General features: G+C 70.9%; 22 protein-coding genes and 2 tRNA genes. 11 read left to right on the top strand and 13 right to left on the bottom strand.

Features of this window, described 5'->3' with window-relative positions; all coding sequences use genetic code 11:
- The first annotated feature begins 2 nt into the window (after nucleotides 1–2).
- The 4 genes from ELQ40_RS10550 to ELQ40_RS10535 are packed head-to-tail and all read left to right on the top strand — an operon-like array spanning nucleotide 3 to nucleotide 3,206.
- Nucleotides 3–1,514 carry an ABC transporter ATP-binding protein gene (locus ELQ40_RS10550; RefSeq protein ID WP_205649318.1) on the top strand — a complete coding sequence of 504 codons (1,512 nt, stop codon included), beginning with the start codon at nucleotides 3–5 and terminating at the stop codon, nucleotides 1,512–1,514.
- Entirely contained in the window at nucleotides 1,511–2,344 is an 834-nt protein-coding gene (locus tag ELQ40_RS10545; protein ID WP_127793646.1) for an energy-coupling factor transporter transmembrane protein EcfT, read from the top strand. Before ELQ40_RS10550 ends, ELQ40_RS10545 begins: the two co-directional genes overlap by 4 nt.
- On the top strand, nucleotides 2,341–2,898 hold the full coding sequence (locus ELQ40_RS10540; protein ID WP_127793645.1) for a hypothetical protein: 558 nt from the start codon (nucleotides 2,341–2,343) through the stop codon (nucleotides 2,896–2,898). The genes ELQ40_RS10545 and ELQ40_RS10540 overlap by 4 nt, the downstream gene beginning before the upstream one ends.
- A gap of 50 nt (nucleotides 2,899–2,948) precedes the next feature.
- Nucleotides 2,949–3,206 (top strand): hypothetical protein, encoded by a 258-nt coding sequence (locus tag ELQ40_RS10535; protein ID WP_127793644.1) that lies wholly within the window; start codon nucleotides 2,949–2,951, stop codon nucleotides 3,204–3,206.
- Between the two features lie 16 nt (nucleotides 3,207–3,222).
- On the opposite strand, the gene ELQ40_RS10530 is transcribed toward ELQ40_RS10535, so the two are convergent.
- The 6 genes from ELQ40_RS10530 to ELQ40_RS10505 form a co-directional block, all read right to left on the bottom strand.
- Nucleotides 3,223–4,467: a hypothetical protein gene (locus ELQ40_RS10530; RefSeq protein WP_127793643.1), complete on the bottom strand. Its 1,245-nt coding sequence runs from the start codon at nucleotides 4,465–4,467 to the stop codon at nucleotides 3,223–3,225.
- A gap of 56 nt (nucleotides 4,468–4,523) precedes the next feature.
- Nucleotides 4,524–4,871: a metallopeptidase family protein gene (locus ELQ40_RS10525; RefSeq protein WP_127793642.1), complete on the bottom strand. Its 348-nt coding sequence runs from the start codon at nucleotides 4,869–4,871 to the stop codon at nucleotides 4,524–4,526.
- A gap of 68 nt (nucleotides 4,872–4,939) precedes the next feature.
- A tRNA-His gene (locus ELQ40_RS10520) sits at nucleotides 4,940–5,012 on the bottom strand.
- Nucleotides 5,013–5,052: 40 nt separating this feature from the next.
- Nucleotides 5,053–5,676: an oligoribonuclease gene (gene orn / locus ELQ40_RS10515; RefSeq protein WP_127793641.1), complete on the bottom strand. Its 624-nt coding sequence runs from the start codon at nucleotides 5,674–5,676 to the stop codon at nucleotides 5,053–5,055.
- A gap of 98 nt (nucleotides 5,677–5,774) precedes the next feature.
- Nucleotides 5,775–5,847 (bottom strand) — tRNA-Arg (locus ELQ40_RS10510).
- A 72-nt stretch (nucleotides 5,848–5,919) separates the two neighbouring features.
- Nucleotides 5,920–7,161, bottom strand: a complete 1,242-nt coding sequence (locus tag ELQ40_RS10505) for a cation:proton antiporter (RefSeq protein WP_127793640.1) — start codon at nucleotides 7,159–7,161, stop codon at nucleotides 5,920–5,922.
- A gap of 130 nt (nucleotides 7,162–7,291) precedes the next feature.
- Between ELQ40_RS10505 and nadE the strand changes: the two genes are divergently transcribed.
- Nucleotides 7,292–8,131 carry an ammonia-dependent NAD(+) synthetase gene (nadE, locus tag ELQ40_RS10500; RefSeq protein ID WP_127793639.1) on the top strand — a complete coding sequence of 280 codons (840 nt, stop codon included), beginning with the start codon at nucleotides 7,292–7,294 and terminating at the stop codon, nucleotides 8,129–8,131.
- Nucleotides 8,132–8,212: 81 nt separating this feature from the next.
- Here the strand turns inward: nadE and ELQ40_RS10495 are convergent, their stop codons facing one another.
- From ELQ40_RS10495 to ELQ40_RS10485, 3 genes are all read right to left on the bottom strand, one after another.
- Nucleotides 8,213–8,869 (bottom strand): hypothetical protein, encoded by a 657-nt coding sequence (locus tag ELQ40_RS10495; protein WP_127793638.1) that lies wholly within the window; start codon nucleotides 8,867–8,869, stop codon nucleotides 8,213–8,215.
- Nucleotides 8,870–9,000: 131 nt separating this feature from the next.
- Nucleotides 9,001–9,255: a hypothetical protein gene (locus tag ELQ40_RS10490; protein WP_127793637.1), complete on the bottom strand. Its 255-nt coding sequence runs from the start codon at nucleotides 9,253–9,255 to the stop codon at nucleotides 9,001–9,003.
- A gap of 95 nt (nucleotides 9,256–9,350) precedes the next feature.
- Entirely contained in the window at nucleotides 9,351–10,355 is a 1,005-nt protein-coding gene (locus ELQ40_RS10485) for an aldo/keto reductase (protein WP_127793636.1), read from the bottom strand.
- 17 nt (nucleotides 10,356–10,372) lie between these two features.
- Here ELQ40_RS10485 and msrA point away from each other — a divergent pair, with 17 nt between their 5' ends.
- From msrA to ELQ40_RS10460, 5 genes are all read left to right on the top strand, one after another.
- Nucleotides 10,373–10,897: a peptide-methionine (S)-S-oxide reductase MsrA gene (gene msrA / locus ELQ40_RS10480; RefSeq protein WP_127793635.1), complete on the top strand. Its 525-nt coding sequence runs from the start codon at nucleotides 10,373–10,375 to the stop codon at nucleotides 10,895–10,897.
- A gap of 175 nt (nucleotides 10,898–11,072) precedes the next feature.
- The gene (locus ELQ40_RS10475) at nucleotides 11,073–11,711 is read left to right on the top strand and encodes a single-stranded DNA-binding protein (protein WP_127793634.1); all 639 of its coding nucleotides are present in this window, start codon (nucleotides 11,073–11,075) and stop codon (nucleotides 11,709–11,711) included.
- 78 nt (nucleotides 11,712–11,789) lie between these two features.
- A complete protein-coding gene (locus tag ELQ40_RS10470) occupies nucleotides 11,790–12,272 on the top strand; it encodes a hypothetical protein (RefSeq protein WP_127793633.1) in 483 nt (160 codons plus the stop codon).
- 4 nt (nucleotides 12,273–12,276) lie between these two features.
- Nucleotides 12,277–13,959, top strand: coding sequence for an energy-dependent translational throttle protein EttA (ettA, locus tag ELQ40_RS10465; RefSeq protein ID WP_127793632.1), 1,683 nt, complete (start codon nucleotides 12,277–12,279; stop codon nucleotides 13,957–13,959).
- Between the two features lie 4 nt (nucleotides 13,960–13,963).
- The gene (locus ELQ40_RS10460) at nucleotides 13,964–14,443 is read left to right on the top strand and encodes a thioesterase family protein (RefSeq protein WP_127793631.1); all 480 of its coding nucleotides are present in this window, start codon (nucleotides 13,964–13,966) and stop codon (nucleotides 14,441–14,443) included.
- An 87-nt stretch (nucleotides 14,444–14,530) separates the two neighbouring features.
- Here ELQ40_RS10460 and ELQ40_RS10455 read toward each other — a convergent pair whose 3' ends face one another.
- From ELQ40_RS10455 to ELQ40_RS10445, 3 genes are all read right to left on the bottom strand, one after another.
- Entirely contained in the window at nucleotides 14,531–15,034 is a 504-nt protein-coding gene (locus ELQ40_RS10455) for a hypothetical protein (RefSeq protein WP_127793630.1), read from the bottom strand.
- A complete protein-coding gene (locus tag ELQ40_RS10450) occupies nucleotides 15,034–15,537 on the bottom strand; it encodes a Rieske (2Fe-2S) protein (protein WP_127793629.1) in 504 nt (167 codons plus the stop codon). The genes ELQ40_RS10455 and ELQ40_RS10450 overlap by 1 nt, the downstream gene beginning before the upstream one ends.
- A 110-nt stretch (nucleotides 15,538–15,647) precedes the next feature.
- Complete coding sequence (locus ELQ40_RS10445; RefSeq protein ID WP_164863536.1) at nucleotides 15,648–16,517, bottom strand: acyl-CoA thioesterase II; 870 nt, start codon at nucleotides 16,515–16,517, stop codon at nucleotides 15,648–15,650.
- A gap of 86 nt (nucleotides 16,518–16,603) precedes the next feature.
- On the opposite strand from ELQ40_RS10445, the gene ELQ40_RS10440 reads away from it, so the two are divergent.
- The gene (locus ELQ40_RS10440; protein ID WP_127793628.1) at nucleotides 16,604–17,284 is read left to right on the top strand and encodes a hypothetical protein; all 681 of its coding nucleotides are present in this window, start codon (nucleotides 16,604–16,606) and stop codon (nucleotides 17,282–17,284) included.
- 27 nt (nucleotides 17,285–17,311) lie between these two features.
- On the opposite strand, the gene ELQ40_RS10435 is transcribed toward ELQ40_RS10440, so the two are convergent.
- On the bottom strand, nucleotides 17,312–18,985 hold the full coding sequence (locus ELQ40_RS10435; protein WP_127793627.1) for an FAD-binding dehydrogenase: 1,674 nt from the start codon (nucleotides 18,983–18,985) through the stop codon (nucleotides 17,312–17,314).
- Nucleotides 18,986–19,047 lie beyond the last annotated feature (62 nt).

The following is a 19,047-nucleotide window of genomic DNA, read 5'->3' as shown; positions in this document are numbered from 1 at the left end:
GGATGACCGGGACCGAACGGCTCGCTCCGGCGACCGTGGAGGCCAGGGGATGGGGTTGGCGGCACGCCGGCCGCATCCGTTGGGCCGTCGACGGGGTCGACCTCGAGATACGACCGAGCGAGCGCGTCCTCGTCGTCGGCCCTTCGGGCGGCGGCAAGTCGACGCTGCTCCACGCGCTCGCCGGCGTGCACGGCGGTGCGGAGGAGGGCGAGTCGAAGGGCTCGCTCCTCGTCGACGGCAGGGAGCCCGCCGCCGCACGGGGACGGGCCGGGCTCGTCCTCCAGGACCCCGACTCCCAGGTGATCCTCGCCCGCGTGGGCGACGATGTCGCGTTCGGGTGCGAGAACCTCGGCGTGCCCCCGGAGGAGATCTGGCGACGCGTCGAGCAGGCGCTCGACGCGGTCGGGCTGGACCTCCCGCTGCAGCATCCGACCAACGCGCTCTCGGGCGGTCAGAAGCAACGCCTCGCCCTCGCGGGTGCGCTCGCGATGCGACCCGGGCTGCTGCTGCTCGACGAGCCGACCGCCAACCTCGACCCCGACGGGGTCGCCGAGGTGCGCGATGCCGTCGGCCGCGTGCTCGACGCGACCGGTGCCACCTTCGTCGTCGTCGAGCACCGGGTGGACGTGTGGCTCGGGCTCGTGGACCGCATGGTCGTTTTCGGACGGGACGGCAGGCTGATCGCCGACGGTGCTCCGGAGGCCGTGCTCGAGGCGCACCGTTCCGCGCTGCTCGATGCCGGGGTCTGGGTACCCGGCGTGCCGGCCGACGCCGGGACTCGACGCGACGTCGGTGGGCCCGCGCTGTTGCGCGCCGAGCACCTCTCCGTCGGGCGGACGCGCGGGAAGGTCGTGCAGTCCGACCTCGACCTGGATCTGGTCGAGGCGACGAGCACGGTGCTGACCGGACCGAACGGTGCCGGCAAGTCGACCGTGGCGCTCACGATGGGCGGCCTGCTTCCGGCGCTCGCGGGTCGGGTCGTGGCATCCGATGCGCTGGCGCGCGGGGCGGGAGCCGAGCCGATCCGGTGGCGGTCCAAGCAGTTGCTGAGCCGCGTCGGCACGGTGTTCCAGGAGCCCGAGCACCAGTTCGTCGCGCGCTCCGTCCGCGAGGAGGTCGGCGTCGCCCTCCGGGCGCTCGGCCGGCGGGACGACGCCGCCGCACGACGCCTCGACGAGGTGCTCGAGCGACTGCGACTCGATCACCTCGCTGCCGCCAACCCGTTCACCCTCTCGGGCGGCGAGCAGCGACGGCTGACGGTCGCCTCGGTGCTCGTCGCGCAACCGTCGGTGGTGATCCTCGATGAACCGACGTTCGGCCAGGACCGGGTGACCTGGACCGAACTCGTGCGACTGCTGCGCGAACTGGTCGACGGCGGCGTGTCGCTGCTGTCGGTGACGCATGACCGTGCGTTTCGCGAGGCGCTGGGGGATCGGCACCTCGACCTGCGCCCGGCCCTCGGCGGCGCGACCGTCGGCAGCGCGACCGTCGGCAGCGATCGGAGGGCCGCATGACCGCGGTCAGAACCGACGCCGCGCAGGCGGCCGGAGCACGCGACGCAGGCGCGCGGACACGGGAGGGAGTGCGCCTGCGGTTCGTCGACCGTGTCAACCCGGTCACCAGACTCGCCGCGGCGATGGTGCTGACCACGCCCCTGCTGCTCACGGTCGACTGGGTGAGCGCCGCCGTCGCGCTGGGGGTGCAGCTCGTGCTCTTCTTCGCGGCCGGTGTGACCCCGCGGCTGCTCGTGCGACGGACCTGGCCGATCCTGGTCGCGGCACCGATCGCCGGTATCTCGATGCTGTTGTACGGTCAGCCCGAAGGCGAGGTCTACGCCGAGGTCTGGCTCGCGAGGATCAGCGACGGCTCGATCGAGCTCGCCATCGCAGTCACCGTCCGCGTGCTCGCGATCGGCCTGCCCGCCGTGCTGTTGTTCCTCGACGTCGATCCGACCGACCTCGCCGACGGGCTCGCCCAGGTCTGGCGGTTGCCGAGCCGGTTCGTACTCGGAGCTCTCGCCGGGACCAGGCTCGTCGGGCTCTTCGTCGAGGACTGGCGGGCCATGGCGCTCTCGCGACGAGCTCGGGGGATCGGCGACCATGGTGCCATCCGCCGCTTCGCGACCATGGCGTTCGCGCTGCTCGTGCTCGCGATCCGTCGCGGCAGCAAGCTGGCGACCGCGATGGAAGCCCGCGGATTCGGCAGCGATCGACCCCGCACGTGGGCGCGCACGTCGACCGTCGGCGCTCCTGATGCCGGGCTGATCGCGATCGCGGCGGGCATCGCCGCGCTCGCGGTCGGCGCCTCGCTCGCGGCGGGAACGTTCCACCCGGTGTGGGCGTGACCCCGACCCTGACCTGCGACGCCGCCGTGGCCGCCGTCCGCCGGGCGGCGGCCGCGGTGCACCGTCCGGTGATCGCGATCGACGGTGCGAGCGGCAGTGGCAAGTCGACGTTCGCGAGCACCCTCCAGGGCGCATGGCCCGACCGTCGCATCGACGTGATCCGACTCGACGACGTCTACCCGGGATGGCACGGGCTCGACGCGGGCGCGTCGACCGTGCGGCGCCGGATGCTCCTCCCGCGCGCCCGGGGCGCCGTCGGTGCGGTCCCGCGCTGGGACTGGGCGGCGGGCGTCGTCGCGGGCATCGACCGGCTGCCGCCGGGACGCCCGCTGATCGTCGAGGGCTGCGGCGCCTTCGCCGCGGTGCGACGACTCGATGCGGCGCGCGTGTGGCTGGTGGCATCCGACGACCTCCGCAAGCGCGCCGCGCTGGCCCGTGACGGCGGCGCGTTCGATCCGTACTGGGACCTGTGGGAGGCGCAGTGGCGACGGTACGTCGCACGGACGCGGCCACACGTGGCGGCGGACCTGATCCTGCGGAGCCGGATCGGATGATCGCGGCGTGCTCGGGCGTCCTCCGCCACGCGGGGCGTACGGTGGACACCATGAGTGCAGCAGAGACCGGCGAGTACCTCGCCGAGTTCATCGACGGCCCGCTCGAGGGGGAGTTCGAACGTCGCGCGCTGGTCGGCGGCGCCTCCGAGGAACGGCTCGCCCGGGTCGCGGCGGTCGACGGCCTCGAGTCGTTGTTCTGGTATGACCGTGTCGACCAGGTCGACGGCGACGAGGGGATCCATGCGAGGTTCCGGTTCGATCCGGGCGACTCGGACCCGGTCGAGTTCGACCCGGACGACAACGAGTAGCGAGCGACGGTCGTGATCAGTCGGCGAGGAACTCGCCGATGATCGCTCCCGGGTTCGTGAGCCGCCAGACCGGGCCGGGGTCCGAGATCGCCGCGGAGAGTTCGAGCGGTGAGGCGAGTTCGCCCTCCGGCGTCGGCACCGCGACGCGGCCGACGGCCGTTCCGGAGCCTGCTGTCGTGAACGGGTCGACCTCCAACGCGACCTCGCCGTCGGCGGAGGCCCATCCGGTGCTCGTGCGGGTCGCCTGCGCGAGCAGGTCGGCGCGGTCGCCCCAGGCGGAGACCACGGTGCCGTACGCCGTCCCGGCCGTAATCACCTCGACCGGGTTCGACGCCGCGGCGGCGGACTGGGTGGCGGCAGTGACCGCCGGATCGAGCGTCTCATAGTCGGGCATCAGCGTCATCGCGCCGACGAGGCGAACCGCATCGGAGCCGTCGGCGGACGGCACCTCCGTGGTGTACACGAACGTGATCGCCGCCTGGTCCGTGAAGCTGCGCGTCATCGCCCGTACGCCCTGGTCCGACAGGTGCGAGATCGCGTCCAGGATCGAGCGCGCCCCCACGCCCTGCGACGACTGACCAGCGAGGATGGCGGCGATCGCCGGATCGGCGACCGCCAGCCCGGCCAGCCGTGCGAGTTCGGCCGCGGTCCCGACGTTGTCACCGGAGAGTCCCGTTGCGTCAGCGACGCTGAGCGTGGTGAACCCGTTCGCCGCGAGCCACTCGTTCGCGCCGGCGACGTACTGGTCGACGCTGCCGAACGCCCAGCGGGCGAGGGTGTCGGCGTGGTTGTTGCTCGAGGCCATGAGCACCGCGCGGATGACGTCGCGTTGGGTCCAGTTCTCGCCGGGCGAGACCTGGAGCGCGCGTGATCCCTCAGACTGGTACCGCAGGTAGTCGGTGTAGTCATCGGGCCCGATGCGGATCGACGGCCCGTCCGACCCTGCGGCGAGGGGCAGCGAGTCCAGCGTGGCGAGCAGCGTCACGAGCTTCGCCGCGCCGCCGATCGGCACCACGTCGGTGCTTCCCCCGGTCGCGATGAGCTCGGTCTCGCCGTCGACGGTGACCGCGGCCAGCGCGCTCGCTCCCTCCGCGGGAAGGGTCACGGGCGACGTCGCCGGCGCGGTCGCCCCGGCGCTCGCGGGTTCGACCGCGACGGCGGGAAGCGGACCGAGGAGCATCGCCGGGCCGTACACCCCGATGAACAGGATCGCGAGCGCGCCGAGGGCGATGCCGACGATGCGGCCGGGGCTTCGGGTCATGCTCTCAGGCTAACGCGAGCCGCGGGCGCCGCCCGACGTCGAAACGCTCCCGTTCGTCACGCCCAGCCGAGTTCGTGCAGGCGGTCGTCGTCGATGCCGTAGAAATGGGCGATCTCGTGCACGAGCGTGACATGGATCTCGTCGCGCAGCGCCTCCTCGTCGTCGCAGATCGCCAGCAGCGGTTCGCGGTAGAGGATGATGCGGTCGGGCATCTCGCCGAAGCCGTAGCGGTCGCGGTCGGTCAACGAGGTACCGTCGTAAAGCCCGAGGAGGTCGAGCGAACCGTCCTCCGGGCGGTCCTCGACGACGAAGACCACGTTCTCGAGACCGTCGACCATGTCGTCCGGCAACGCGTCGAGTTCGTCGACCACGATCGCTTCGAACGCGTCGGCATCGAGGTGCATCTCGGGCTCCGATCGGGTGGCGGATGACGAAACCCCCGCCGCTCTCCGAACGACGGGGGTTCCAACCGGGTGAGTAACGGGGCTTGAACCCGCGACCTCCTGGACCACAACCAGGCGCTCTACCGACTGAGCTATACCCACCATGCGCGCACGATCTCACGATCGAGGCAACTCCACGAGCTTACACCACCTTGGCTGCGAACTCGTCCACGACGGTGGCCGCGAGCTCCTGCAGTTCCTGGCTCGACGGCCCCGGATCGGCGACGAAGACCGCGCGGCGGTAGTACTCGAGTTCACGGATCGACTCGAGGATGTCGGCGAGGGCGCGGTGACCGCCTTCCTTGGCCGGCGAGTTGAAGAAGACGCGCGGATACCAGCGCTTCGCGAGCTCCTTGATCGACGACACGTCGACGTTGCGATAGTGCAGGTGCGCATCCAGACGTGGCATGTACTTCGCGATGAACGCGCGGTCGGTGCCGATGGAGTTGCCGGCGAGCGGCGCCTTCTGCTCGTCGGGCACGTGCTGCAGCACGTACTCGAGCACCTGGTACTCTGCGTCGGCGACGCTCACGCCGTTCGGGATCTCCTCGATCAGGCCCGACTGGGTGTGCATCGCGCGCACGAAGTCGCCCATCGATTCCAGGGCGCTCGCGTCGGGTTTGATGACGATGCTGAGCCCAGCGTCGACCGGCTGGAGGTCGTAGTCGGTGATGACGACGGCGATCTCGACCAGTTCGTCGACCCCGAGGTCGAGTCCGGTCATCTCGCAGTCGATCCAGACGAGTCGGTCGGTCGAGGCTGCCATGGCGGCGAGTCTACCGGCAGCGACCGACCGGGCCGCGCCGCGCCGATCGGGTGCACGCCCGAGGTGTGCGCCCGGGGTGCGCGGCGTGGCGGAGACGGTGCCCCCGGCAGGAATCGAACCTGCGACCGACAGATTAGAAGGCTGCTGCTCTATCCGCTGAGCTACGGGGGCCGACATGGACAGCCTACCGAACGGCGGAGGCTCGGCTCGGTCCGCAGGCCGCCGAACGGTCGATTCCGTGCGTCAGCCTTCGATCGGGACGTGCGGTTCGTCCCCGTCGTGCGCGCGCCGCGCCTCAGGCGCGGGAGCATCGGGTGAGCGCCTTCGCAGCAGCAACGCGATCAGGGGGAACGCCAGGACCGAGCACATCCCGGCACCGACCAGGGCGGACGCCATGCCGCTCGGCAGGACGCCGTCCTCCACGCCGATCGACGTGACGGCGACGATGATGGGCAGGGCGGTCGCGCCGAACAGCGCGGTCGCCGATCGATCGCGCAGGCTCGCGCCCGCGGGCGCTGCGAACGACGAAGGGATTCCCCGGACCACGAGGAAGAGCACGAGGAACAGGGGGATCGAGGCGAGCGCGACGGGGTCGCCGATGAGCGCGGCGAGATCGAACGTGACGCCGGTCTCGATGAAGAACACCGGGACGAGCAGCCCGTATCCGATCGCCTCGAGCTTTCCCTCGATGACGGAGACCTCGCGTTCCGGGGCGCCGGTGAGCAGCAGGCGGTAGACGATCCCGCCGACGAAGGCTCCGAGGAGCATGTCGAGGCCGAGGACGACGCTGAGTGCGACGAGTGCGACCAGCACGACGACGACCAGTCGGATCGCGAACTGCCCGCTCGTGTGGAGGGTGTCGGTGATGACGTGGTGCAGGCGCCGGCCGATCCCGCGTGAGGCCATCCAGATCGCGAGGCCTGCGACGAGCGCGAACGCGATGACGACGATCAGGGCGACGATCGGCGAGTCCTTGCTGAGGAACAGCGAGATCGCGAGCAGCGGGCCGAACTCGCCCACCGCGCCGATCGCGAGGACGCCGATTCCGAACGGTGTCCGCAGGTCGCCCGCGTCCCTCAGGATCGGCATGAGCGTGCCGAGCGCCGTGGAGGTGAGCGCGATGCCGATGAACACAGCCGCCTCGAGCGACGGGCCGATCAGCAGCGCGATGCCGAGTCCGAGCACCAGGGATGCGAGCCAGCCGAACGCGGCGCGCTTCGCGGGCCGACCGCTGATCGCGCGGAAGTCGATCTCGTTTCCGGCGAGGAAGAAGAGCATCGCGAGGCCGAAATCGCTGAGCGCCTCGGTGATGTCGCTCGGCTGGATCCACCCGAGGATCGCCGGACCGAACACCAGGCCGAGCGCGATCTCGAAGACGATCAGCGGGATCGCCACGAAGCGGCCGAGCAGGCGGACGAGCAGGGGCGAGGCCAGGGCGATCACGGGGATGAGCAGCAGTGTGCTCACGGAGACGTCGACCTGCATCAGAACCTCCCCGTCGGTGCCGTCGTCCCGATGCTATCGCCGGGGCAGCGCTCGGCGGCGAACGCTCGCGGACACCGACACCGGGGGTGCGCGTTGCGAGCCCGTAACACCGCGCGGGTAGGGTCGTCGCATGCGCGACCTCCAGGCATCCATCATCGACGAACTCTGCGTGAGCCCGGTCATCGACCCCGCAGAGGAGGTGCGCCGCCGGGTCGCGTTCCTCGTGGACTACGTTCGCGCCACCGGTGCGAAGGGTCTCGTCCTCGGCATCAGCGGCGGGCAGGATTCCACGCTCGCCGGTCGGCTCTGCGCGCTCGCCGTCGATGCGCTCGTCGCCGACGGCGTGGCCGCTCGGTTCGTCGCCGTCCGGCTGCCGTACCGGGTGCAGCGCGACGAGGCCGATGCACAGGCGGCGCTCGGGTTCATCGAACCGCAGGAGACCGTGACGTTCGACATCCAGGGAGGCGTCGACGGCGTCGCGACCGACTACGAGCGTGCGCTGGGGGTGCCGATCAGCGACTTCGGCAAGGGCAACGTGAAGGCACGGCTCCGAATGGTCGCCCAGTACGCGATCGCGGGGGAGGGGGGGCTCCTCGTCGTCGGCACCGACCACGCCGCCGAGGCCGTCACCGGGTTCTTCACGAAGTTCGGCGACGGCGGAGCCGACGTGCTGCCGCTCACCGGCCTCACCAAGCGACAGGGACGCGCCCTGCTCGAGCACCTCGGCGCGCCCGAACAGTTGTACCTGAAGACCCCGACCGCAGACCTCCTCGACGAGGATCCGGGCCAGGCCGACGAGGCGAACCTCGGCCTGCAGTACCGAGACATCGACGACTTCCTCGAGGGCCGGGAGGTCGATCCGGCGATCGCCGAGCGCATCGAGGCGAGGTTCCTCGCGACCCGGCACAAGCGGGCCGTGCCGGTGTCGATGTTCGACGACTGGTGGCGCCCCGTCGCGAACCGACCCTGATCGGCCGGTCGAATCCCTGCAGCCGATCGGCCCGCGCCGCGTGCCGATACGGGGAGTCGGCGCGCGGCGCGTCGGTCCGGGTCAGGCCCTGCCGTCGTTCGATCCGGTCATCGTGACCGGACCCGTGGCGGCACCGACGGTGTCGTCGTCGACCGGGAGTTCGGCGGTCGCCTGGTAGCGGTCGTGGTGCTGTTCGGCGACCCACGCATCCTGCTGCTGGACCAGATCCTGTTCGGGGGTCGCGCGCTCGGTGCCCCAGCGCGCGAGATCGTTCTGGAACTGCTTCCGCGTCCGAGACGGATGCCGCTGCCACTCCAGCATTCGGTCGCGGAACTCCGCGACAGCCGGGTCGAGCTGGTATCCGAACGTCGCCGAGGCGCGCTTGAGCTCGTGGAGCTGGTGCGCGGCCCAGTTCGCCGCGATGTCCGCACCGCGGATCGGCAGCAGGCGGACGTGGATGTCGGCCTGTCCGACGGCGCGGTCGGCGAGCACCTGTTCCTGCGGGGTCAGCGAGTTCCACACGGATGCCTCGGTCGCCGCGTCGACGAGTGCGGCGATCGCGCTCGCCTTCAGTTCGCGATCGCGCTGGGCGACGACGCGCTTGACGGCCGCCGTGGCGATCCACGCCGCGAGGAGCCCCGCGACGACGACCGCGATGAAGAGCACTGCGGCGGCGAAAATCGTCTCGCGAGCCGCACTCGAGTCGAGCCAGGTCATGAAGTCGTTCCACCACTGCATGAGCGCAGGCTACCCGCGCGCGGCTCGCTGCCCCGGCATCCGGCTCGGCGTGCCGGATGGGCGCGAGCCGACCGCTCGGTCCGCGGGAGGCTCGACCGCTCGTCGCGGCCAGACCGCCGCGCGGCCCGGACTCAGCGGAAGATCTCCGCCGCGTCCTCGGCGGTCCAGAACTCGCCGAGCTCGAGCGGACGGCTGGTTCCCGGGCGCAGTCGACGTGAGCGGAACCGCTCGCCGTCGACGGTTCCGCGACGCTCGATGTGCCCGAGGAGGCTGCCGTCGGCGGCGGCGACCCGCCAGAGGCCGGGTGCCGCAGGTGTGAAGCGCAGGCCCGGGATCGCCCCGGGGAAGTGCTCGCGCGCCGGACGCGCGGCGGTGATCGTCGACATGGATTGCTCCGTTCCGTGGTCGTGCAGCCGGCCCTGCGTCCTGCTCCGACGCTAGGTGCACCCACCGACACGCGCGGTGGAACGGGAGCCTCCGATCAGCTCCCCGTGCCGTGCACCGCCAGCGGTTCGATCTCGGCGATCTCCGCCTCGGTGAGTGCCGCGGCATCCAGGGCGGCGACGTTCTGCTCGAGCTGCGCGACGCTCGACGCGCCGATGAGCGCACTCGCGATCTGCGGCTGCCGCAGCACCCAGCTCAGGGCGAGCTGCGCGAGCGTCTGCCCGCGGCCCTTCGCGATGGCATCCAGCGCCCGCGCACGATCGAGGTACTCGTCGCCGATCGCGCCCGACGAGAGGAACCGCCCCTGGGCCGCCCGCGAGTCCGCGGGCACGTCGCCCGAGAGGTATCGGTCGGTGAGCAGCCCCTGCGCGAGCGGCGAGAAGACGATCGCGGAAGCCCCGACCTCGTCGAGCGCCGGGAACAGGCCGTCCTCGATGTGCCGATCGAACATCGAGTACCGGGGCTGGTGGATCGTGAGCGGCACGCCCTCCGCGGCCAGCGCCTCAGCGGCCGCACGGGTCTGCTCGGGGTCGTAGTTCGAGATGCCGACGTACAGGGCCTTGCCCTGTCGCACGGCGTGGGCGAGCGCGCCCATCGTCTCCTCGATCGGCGTCTCGGGGTCGGGGCGGTGCGAATAGAACACGTCGACATACTCGAGGCCGAGTCGATCGAGGCTCTGGTCGAGCGAGGAGAGCAGGTACTTGCGCGAGCCCCAGTCGCCGTACGGGCCGTCCCACATCGTGTACCCGGCCTTCGACGAGACGATGAGCTCGTCGCGATAGGGCTTCAGGTCGGTCGCGAGCAGTCGGCCGAAGTTCTCCTCGGCGCTGCCGGCGGGAGGCCCGTAGTTGTTCGCCAGGTCGAAGTGGGTGATGCCGAGGTCGAATGCGCGACGCACGATGGCACGCTGCGTGTCGAGCGGGCGGTCGTGCCCGAAGTTGTGCCAGAGCCCGAGCGAGAGCGCGGGAAGCTTGAGGCCGCTGCGGCCGACCCGGTTGTAGGTCATGCGGTCGTACCGTTCGGGAAGCGCGAGGTAGCTCATCCCCTTACCCTAGGACCGTGGAGAGCTTCGTTCTGGCCGGTGGCTGCTTCTGGTGCCTCGATGCGGTGTACCGAACGCTGAGGGGCGTCGACGAGGTCGTCTCGGGGTACGCCGGCGGCAGCGTGCCGAACCCCTCGTACGAGCAGGTCTGCACCGGCGCGACGGGGCATGCCGAGGTCGTGCGCGTCGAGTTCGAACCCGACGCCATCCCGCGCGAGGTGATCCTCGACGTGTTCTTCACCCTGCACGATCCGCGCCAGCTGAACCGCCAGGGCGGCGACATCGGAACGCAGTACCGGTCCGCGATGTTCTTCGACGGCGACGTACAGCACGAGCTGTTCGAGGCGGCCCGCGAGCGTGCGGCCGACTGGTGGGAGGGCGAGATCGTCACGACGCTCGAGCCGCTCGGCGAGTTCTGGCCGGCCGAGGAATACCACCAGGACTTCTTCGCGAAGAATCCCGGGCAGGGCTACTGCCTCGCGGTCGCCGTGCCGAAGGTGAACAAGATCCGGCGCTCGTACGCCGAGTACGTCGTCGCTTGACGGCTCCTCCCCAGACCGCCGGTATCGCCGCCGTCCACCGATCACGGCGGGCCCCCGACGCACGGCCGGTCGCCGCGTGATCCTCGAAGCACGCGGCATCCGGGGCGGACCTCCGGCACGAGCGCCCCGGGTGCCGCCAGCCGCAGGTCCCTGCGGCGCCATCCGAAGGAGCGACATGTCCGATTCCATCACCGTCACGGGCGTCGTGGGCAGCGACCCGCGATCGATCACGACCGCCCAGGGCCTCAGCATCACCTCGTTCCGCCTCGCGACGCGGCGACGGTTCTTCGACCGCGCCGCCGGCGCCTGGCAGGACGGCGACACGAACTGGTACACCGTGTCCGCGTTCCGAACCCTCGCGCTCAACGTCGGCGCCTCGGTGCGCAAGGGCGAGCGCGTCGTCGTGCACGGCAGGCTCAAGCAGCGCCAGTGGGCCGCCGGCGAGAAGTCCGGGACCGCGGTCGAGATCGACGCGGACACCATCGGCCACGACCTCCTCTTCGGCATCACGCAGCTCCGGCGGGTGCAACGTGATCGCGACGACGCGCAGACGGATGCCTCGGGCGGCGCGGTCGTGCCGTCGGACGAGTCCGACCCGACGGCGGAGGCGGGCTTCGACGCGCACGGTGCCGACAGCCTCGGCGACGACGAGCGGGTCGTCGGCGGCGACGATGCGGCGTTCGGCGCGCGTCGGCTCGGCTACGGGGACGAGGCCGAGTTCGCGTACAGCGGTCTCGGCGCGTCGATCGCGGAGGAGGAGCCGATCTCCGGAGAGGACGAGGTCGACGGCTCGCTTCGCCGCGAGGTCGTCTGAGCGGCGATGCCCGACGCCCGCCCGAGTCGAGCGCCTAGACTCGGCACGGGCGGCGTCAGCCGCCGGACGAGGGGATCGATGGTTCGGCGACGGTTCGGCGAAGCGGCTCTGGCATTGGCCGGGGCCGTGCTCGTGTTCGGGCTGGCCGCGTGCACGGCGCAGCCCCCTGTGGCGACGACCCCGCCGCCGTCCCCCGGCGCACGTCCGACCCCGACTGCGGCCCCGCCGCCGACCCTGGCGCCGAACCTGTCGGCGACCGAGAACCTCGCGTTCTTCGACCACGTGAACCAGGGCGTCATCGCAGCCGATGCGAACGCCGGCGGCCGCGCGTTCATCGATGCGCTCGTCGTCGCGGGCTTCGACAAGGCGGCGATGCAGGTCAGTCGGGACGAGACGACGATCGGCGAGCCGGCGGACTCCGTCCAGTTCGCCGTCGCGTTCCAGGGAGAGTGCCTCGTCGGACAGTACGGACCGAAGTCGGGCGGGTACCACGGTGCCGTGCGACCAGCACTCGGAACCGGTGGCTGTCTGATCGGGCAGACGCGCCCCATAGACTGGTAGGGACATGGCTGAGTACATCTATTCGATGGTTCGCGCCCGCAAGGCGGTCGGCGACAAGGTGATCCTCGACGACGTGACGATGGCGTTCCTCCCCGGAGCGAAGATCGGCGTGGTCGGCCCGAACGGTGCTGGAAAGTCCACGATCCTCAAGATCATGGCCGGACTCGACCAGCCCTCAAACGGCGAGGCCCGGCTCTCCCCGGGATTCTCGGTCGGCATCCTGATGCAGGAGCCGGAACTCGACGAGTCGAAGACGGTCCTCGAGAACGTCCAGCAGGGCGTCGGCGAGATCAAGGCGAAGATCGACCGGTTCAACGAGATCTCGGCTGCGATGGCCGATCCCGACGCCGACTTCGACGCGCTGCTCGCCGAGATGGGCGTGCTGCAGGAGGCCATCGACGCCGCCGACGCCTGGGACCTCGACTCGCAGCTCGAGCAGGCGATGGACGCGCTGCGCTGCCCGCCGAGCGACGCGCAGGTCTCGGTGCTCTCCGGCGGTGAGAAGCGACGCGTCGCGCTCTGCAAGCTGCTGCTGCAGAAGCCCGACCTGCTGCTGCTCGACGAGCCCACCAACCACCTCGACGCCGAGAGCGTGCTCTGGCTCGAGCAGCACCTCGCGAAGTACCCCGGCGCCGTGCTCGCCGTCACCCACGACCGGTACTTCCTCGACCACGTGGCCGAGTGGATCTGCGAGGTCGACCGTGGTCGGCTCTACCCGTACGAGGGCAACTACTCGACCTACCTCGAGAAGAAGGCCGAGCGACTCGAGGTCCAGGGCAAGAAGGACCAGAAGCTGCAGAAGCGCCTCAAGGAGGAGCTCGAGTGGGTCAGGTCCAACGCCAAGGGCCGACAGGCGAAGTCCAAGGCCCGTCTCGCGCGATACGAGGAGATGGCGGCCGAGGCCGAGCGCACGCGCAAGCTCGACTTCGAGGAGATCCAGATCCCGCCGGGGCCGCGTCTGGGCGACGTCGTCCTCGAGGTCAAGAACCTCGAGAAGGGCTTCGGCGACCGCAAGCTCATCGACGGGCTCTCGTTCTCGCTCCCGCGCAACGGCATCGTCGGCATCATCGGCCCGAACGGCGTCGGCAAGACGACGCTCTTCAAGACCATCGTCGGCTTCGAGCCCGTCGACGGCGGATCGGTGAAGGTCGGGGACACCGTCGAGATCTCCTACGTCGACCAATCGCGCGGCGGCATCGACCCGAACAAGAACCTGTGGGAGGTCGTATCCGACGGGCTCGACTACATCCAGGTCGGGAAGACCGAGGTGCCCAGTCGCGCGTACGTCTCGACGTTCGGATTCAAGGGCCCCGACCAGCAGAAGAAAGCCGGCGTGCTCTCCGGCGGTGAGCGCAACCGGCTGAACCTCGCGCTCACGCTCAAGCAGGGCGGCAACCTCCTGCTGCTCGACGAGCCGACGAACGACCTCGACGTCGAGACGCTGTCGAGCCTCGAGAACGCGCTGCTCGAGTTCCCCGGCTGCGCCGTCGTCATCACGCACGACCGGTGGTTCCTCGACCGCATCGCGACGCACATCCTCGCCTACGAGGGCACCGACGAGGACCCGGCCAAGTGGTACTGGTTCGAGGGCAACTTCGAGTCGTACGAGCAGAACAAGGTCGAGCGCCTCGGCGCCGACGCGGCGAAGCCGCACCGCTCGACGTACCGGAAGCTCACCCGAGACTGACCCCATGCGGCTGCACGTTCCGACCCCGCTCCGCTGGAGCGACCTCGACGCGTACGGTCACGTGAACAACGCCCGGATGCTGAGCCTCCTCGAGGAGGCTCGCATCCAGGCGTTCTGGGTGAACGACGACGGCACCGCCGAACACGCGGTCGGTGCGTCGACCGCGGTGATCGATGCATCGCCCGGGACGACCACGTTCACGCTCATCGCGCGGCAGGAGGTCGAGTACCTCGAGCCCATCCCCTACACCCGACTCCCGCTCGACATCGAGCTCTGGATCGGGCGCATGGGCGGTGCGAGCCTCGAGGTCTGCTACGAGGTGTGCTCGCCGGAGGGCGTCGAGCCGCGGATCCGGTACACGCGCGCGAGCACCACGATCGTGCTCGTCGACGCCGCGACCGGCAAGCCGCGCCGGGTCAGCCCCGAGGAGCGGGCAGCCTGGGAGCCCTACCTCGAGGCTCCGGTCGAGTTCCGCCACCGCTGACGCGTCAGTGGCTGACAGGTGGACCATGGACGCGGCCACAGCTCATGCGTCGATCGTCGATTCGGCGCCGGTCGGTGGTGCCCGTGTTCACTCGAGCGGATCCTCGCTGAACGACCCCTCCCAGACCGCTCGGCTGCCCGACTCGCCGATCTGCACGAGCGTCCACGTCGCGCCTCCGCCGACGCCGACGGCGGACACCGCGAGCACGGCGGTCGCCGCGACCACCGCACCGCGGCCGACGGCCCGTTCGCGTCGTCGTGCGACGAGTTCCACGATCGCCCACGCCGCCAGCGCCACGGCCACGAGCAGCAGCCCGACGACCCACGGTTGCAGTTCATCACCCTGCGCGGTGTGCTCCTGGATGAGGGGTGCCGGAGGCACGCGTGCCTCCAGCCATTCACCGGCGGCGACGGTCACCATCACGAGGACGACGAGCAGCACTCCGCCGATGAGTGCCGGTAGCCACAGCACGCGGCGGGCGGCCGGCCAGACGGCGGCGAGCAGGAGCACGAGGGCGAAGAGCGGCACCGCCACCACGACGACGTGGACCAGCAGGACGTGCAGCGGAAGGCCGGCGACCTCGTAGTCCATCAGGACCCCGCCACGATCTGGTCGCCCTCCACGCGGACCGCGATGGGGGGAAGCGGGTCGAATGCCGGGCCTTGCACGGCTTCGCCGGTCGCGGCGTCGAACGCGGATCCGTGGCAGGGACACTCGAACCGCGCTCCGGCCGGGGCCACCACGCACTGCTGATGGGTGCAGATCGCGCTGAACGCGACGACCTTGCCTGCCTCCGGCTGTGCGAGCAACGCGGGCTCGCCGTCGATCTCGACCGCCACGCTGCCGCCGACCGGCACCGAAGCGAGCGCGGCGATGCCGGCGACGGCGCCGGCATCCGCCTGGTCGTCAGGAGCGGCCGATGCGCTCGGCGGAGCGCTGGTCGGCTCGTCGGCGCCGGTCGGTGGAGAGGTGGTGGGCGCTGCCGACGGTGATTCGTCGGCCGAGCATCCGGCGAGCACGAGTGCACCGGTCACGGCGCCGGTGCCGCCGATCGTGAGCACCGTCCTCCTGGACAGTCGCGTGGCATCCGTCATGGAACATCGCCTCCCGTTGTGCGATGGCCGCCGTTCGGCTCCCTGATGCCATTCTGGCGCGCGGAAGGCGTTCCATGGGGTTTTCCGTGCAAGCGCTCAGGTCGTGTCGATCATCCGCGCGGCGCGCGGACCATGCCCTCCTGGGCGACGGAGGCCACGAGCACGCCGTCGCGCGAGTAGATCCGCCCGAGCGAGAGCCCGCGGCCGCCGCTCGCCGAGGGCGACTCCTGCGTGTAGAGCAACCAGTCGTCGACACGTGCGTCGCGATGCCACCACATCGCGTGGTCGAGGCTGGCGACCTTGAGCCCGCGCGTCGCCCACGGGATCCCGTGCGCTCGCAGCACCGGTTCGAGCAGCGAGTAGTCGCTCGCGTACGCCAGTGCTGCGCGATGCAGTTCGGGGTCGTCCGGCAGTCGCCCGTCGGCCTTCATCCACACCGCCTGCCTCGGAACGAGCTCGCCCTCGACACGGAGGTAGATCGGCGCGTCCACGTGGCGCACGTCGAAGGGCCGTTCGCTCGACCAGTGCCGGGCCATGTCGTGGTCGATGTGTCCGAGGAGGTCGGCCGTCGACGGCAGCGACTCGGGATCGGGCAGGTCGGTGGGCATCTCGACCTGGTGCTCGAGCCCCTCATCGTGGGTCTGGAACGACGCGATGAGCGAGAGGATCGGCAGACCGTGCTGGAATGCCTGCGTCCGCCGGGTCGTGAACGAGCGTCCGTCGTGGATCCGGTCGACGGAGAACGTGATCGGGTGCTGCACGTCACCCGGTCGCAGGAAGTATCCGTGCATCGAGTGCAGCGCACGCTCGTCGTCGACCGTCATGGTCGCCGCCATCAGCGACTGGGCGAGCACCTGACCGCCGAACACCCTTCCGGTCGGCATCCACTGGGAGGGTCCCGTGAAGATGTCCTCGTTCGTGCGCGCGCCGGTGTCGGTGAGGTGCAGCGTGCTCAGCAGGCCCTCGATGGGACCGTTCATCGTTCCTCCGTCGGGAGCGCGCAACGCACGCGGTCCGGCGACCGCTGGCGGAAGCCGCGGCGCTCAGTTGGTAGTTTAGACACGACATGGTTCAGCATCTGACGCTCGCCGACAGCCTGTCGCTCGGTGACCTGCACACGTATCTGCAACGGGCGGGCCGCGTCGAGGACGGTTCGGTGCGCCTGATCGCCGGATCCGGCATCCTCGCGGTCTACACCGCGATCCTCTACCCCCGCGGCATCCTCGACGAGAGCCCGACGGTGCTCGGCCTGCGGACGTTCTCGCTGGTCGACACGGAGGACTTCGACGCGGTCGTGCCGATGCGCTCGATCGTCGAGCGGATCACCCGCGCCCGCCGTGAGCTCGCAGAGGACGACGAGTCGCGACCGGTCACCATGTCGCGTCCGCCCGAGGTCAACACCGTCACCTGGGCGGGCATCTCGCCGCCCCGGGGCGGCTGGTTGCCGATCGGGCAGACGGATGCCGCGACGCTCGAGTCCGCGGCGCGCGCCGGCATCGCCGAGGTGGCGGAGACCATCCCCGACGGAACCGGTGAGCAGCTCGTGCAGCGCGTGCGCAGCGAGGTCTGGGGCCGCGGTATCGACGGTCTGGAGTACGTGCCGTCGGGCGCGGCGTTCGCCGCCTTCAGCCTCGGCTTCCTCGGTGACGACGCCGTGAGCGTGTTCGAGACCGGCCCGTGGACCCGGCTGAGCTCTCGGCGCGGCCACGTGCTCGTGCGGCGCAAGCCGTGGAGCCTCAAGTCCTGACACCGAGCCCGTTCGCGGCCGGCCGCCTCAGTCCCGAGCGATCGCGCGACCGGCGGCACGCCCCGTGAAGAGGCATCCGCCGAGGAACGTCCCCTCGAGCGCACGGTAGCCGTGGATGCCGCCGCCGCCGAACCCGGCGGCCTCGCCGGCCGCGTAGAGGCCGGGCACGGGCGCGCCGTTCGCGTCGAGTGCCCGCGAGTCGAGGTCGGTCTGGATGCCGCCCAACGTCTTGCGGGTCAGCAGGTGCAGCTTGACCGCGATGAGCGGGCCGGCCTTCGGGTCGAGGATGCGGTGCGGCGTCGCCACGCGGATCAGCTTGTCGCCGCGGTAGTTGCGGGCGCTGCGGATCGCGGCGAGCTGGAGGTCCTTCGAGAATTCGTTGTCGAGCTCGCGGTCGCGTGCGCGGATCTCGCGCTCGACCCGCTCGGTGTCGAGCGGTGCGTCGCCCGAGAGGCCGCGCATCCCCTCGAGCAGTTCGGGCAGCGTGTCGGCGACCACGAAGTCGACGCCGTGCTGCTTGAACGCCTCGACCGGCCCGGGGGCTCCGGCGCGGACCCGCTGGGCCAGCAGGCGCAGGTCCTTCCCGGTGAGGTCGGGGTTCTGCTCGCTCCCGGAGAGGGCGAACTCCTTCTCGATGATCTGCTGTGTGAGCACGAACCACGAGTGGGCGTGCCCGGTCGCCATGAGGTGCTCGAGCGTGCCGAGCGTGTCGAACCCCGGGAACAGGGGCACCGGCAGCCTCGAGCCGGTCGCGTCGAACCAGAGCGACGAGGGGCCCGGGAGGATGCGGATGCCGTGGTTCGGCCACACCGGGTCCCAGTTGGTGATGCCCTCCGTGTAGTGCCACATGCGGTCGGAGTTCACGAGCCGTGCACCCGCGGACTCGGCGATGGGCAGCATCCGGCCGTCGACGTGCGCGGGGACGCCGGTGAGGAAGTCGCGCGGCGGCTCGCCCATGCGGGCCGGCCAGTACTGCCTGACGAGCTCCGCGTTCCCGCCGATGCCGCCGGAGGAGACGACGACGGCGGGCGAGCGGAACTCGAACTCCCCGACGACCTCGCGATTGCTCGGCTCGCCGCGTCCGGCGTCGTCGTCGGCGAGGACCGCTCCTCGCACGCCCACGACCGCGCCCTGCTCGACGATGAGCTCGTCGACCCGGTGGCGGTGGCGGAAGGCCACGAGGCCGGCGGCCTCACCTGCCCGGACCCGGGCGATGAACGGCGCGAGCACCCCCGGACCGGTTCCCCAGGTGATGTGGAAGCGCGGCACCGAGTTGCCGTGGCCGGACGGGCGCCCGTCGCCGCGCTCGGCCCACCCGACGACGGGGAAGAACCGGACCCCCTTCCCGTGGAGCCAGGCCCGCTTCTCGCCGGCGGCGAATTCGAGGTACGCGTCGGCCCAGCGTCGACCCCACTCGTCTTCATCGCGGTCGAATCCGGCCGTTCCCGCCCAGTCCTGACGGGCGAGTTCGAGGGAGTCGCGCACGCCCATGCGGCGCTGCTCGGGGGAGTCGATCAGGAAGAGTCCGCCGAACGACCAGTGCGCCTGCCCGCCGAGGCTCGCCGCCGGCTCCTGCTCGACGATGAGCACCCGCTTGCCGGCGTCGACGAGCTCGGAGGCCGCGACGAGCCCGGCGAGCCCGGCGCCCACGATGATCGCGTCGGGTGTCTCGGGCTGGTCGGTGGGGTCGGGTGCGGCCACGTGGGGACTCCTTCGTCTCGGGTGGATCAGGGTCGTCCTGTGTCGGTCAGGGCGTGTCGGGT

The sequence above is a fragment of the Agromyces sp. LHK192 genome, from assembly GCF_004006235.1.
In the GTDB taxonomy this organism is placed as follows: domain Bacteria; phylum Actinomycetota; class Actinomycetes; order Actinomycetales; family Microbacteriaceae; genus Agromyces.
This window is presented reverse-complemented; position numbering and strand designations above follow the sequence as displayed.

Coding starts and splice junctions, on each gene's coding strand:
- ELQ40_RS10495 (WP_127793638.1), bottom strand. CDS start 8,869: ATGCAGTGGTGGAACGACTTCATGACCTGGCTCGACTCGAGTGCGGCT.
- ELQ40_RS10450 (WP_127793629.1), bottom strand. CDS start 15,537: ATGACGGATGCCACGCGACTGTCCAGGAGGACGGTGCTCACGATCGGC.
- ELQ40_RS10535 (WP_127793644.1), top strand. CDS start 2,949: ATGAGTGCAGCAGAGACCGGCGAGTACCTCGCCGAGTTCATCGACGGC.
- ELQ40_RS10440 (WP_127793628.1), top strand. CDS start 16,604: ATGGTTCAGCATCTGACGCTCGCCGACAGCCTGTCGCTCGGTGACCTG.
- ELQ40_RS10545 (WP_127793646.1), top strand. CDS start 1,511: ATGACCGCGGTCAGAACCGACGCCGCGCAGGCGGCCGGAGCACGCGAC.
- ELQ40_RS10470 (WP_127793633.1), top strand. CDS start 11,790: ATGGTTCGGCGACGGTTCGGCGAAGCGGCTCTGGCATTGGCCGGGGCC.
- ELQ40_RS10485 (WP_127793636.1), bottom strand. CDS start 10,355: ATGAGCTACCTCGCGCTTCCCGAACGGTACGACCGCATGACCTACAAC.
- ELQ40_RS10475 (WP_127793634.1), top strand. CDS start 11,073: ATGTCCGATTCCATCACCGTCACGGGCGTCGTGGGCAGCGACCCGCGA.
- ELQ40_RS10490 (WP_127793637.1), bottom strand. CDS start 9,255: ATGTCGACGATCACCGCCGCGCGTCCGGCGCGCGAGCACTTCCCCGGG.
- ELQ40_RS10460 (WP_127793631.1), top strand. CDS start 13,964: ATGCGGCTGCACGTTCCGACCCCGCTCCGCTGGAGCGACCTCGACGCG.
- ELQ40_RS10550 (WP_205649318.1), top strand. CDS start 3: ATGACCGGGACCGAACGGCTCGCTCCGGCGACCGTGGAGGCCAGGGGA.
- ELQ40_RS10455 (WP_127793630.1), bottom strand. CDS start 15,034: ATGGACTACGAGGTCGCCGGCCTTCCGCTGCACGTCCTGCTGGTCCAC.
- ELQ40_RS10505 (WP_127793640.1), bottom strand. CDS start 7,161: ATGCAGGTCGACGTCTCCGTGAGCACACTGCTGCTCATCCCCGTGATC.
- ettA (WP_127793632.1), top strand. CDS start 12,277: ATGGCTGAGTACATCTATTCGATGGTTCGCGCCCGCAAGGCGGTCGGC.
- nadE (WP_127793639.1), top strand. CDS start 7,292: ATGCGCGACCTCCAGGCATCCATCATCGACGAACTCTGCGTGAGCCCG.
- ELQ40_RS10445 (WP_164863536.1), bottom strand. CDS start 16,517: ATGAACGGTCCCATCGAGGGCCTGCTGAGCACGCTGCACCTCACCGAC.
- orn (WP_127793641.1), bottom strand. CDS start 5,676: ATGGCAGCCTCGACCGACCGACTCGTCTGGATCGACTGCGAGATGACC.
- ELQ40_RS10530 (WP_127793643.1), bottom strand. CDS start 4,467: ATGACCCGAAGCCCCGGCCGCATCGTCGGCATCGCCCTCGGCGCGCTC.
- ELQ40_RS10525 (WP_127793642.1), bottom strand. CDS start 4,871: ATGCACCTCGATGCCGACGCGTTCGAAGCGATCGTGGTCGACGAACTC.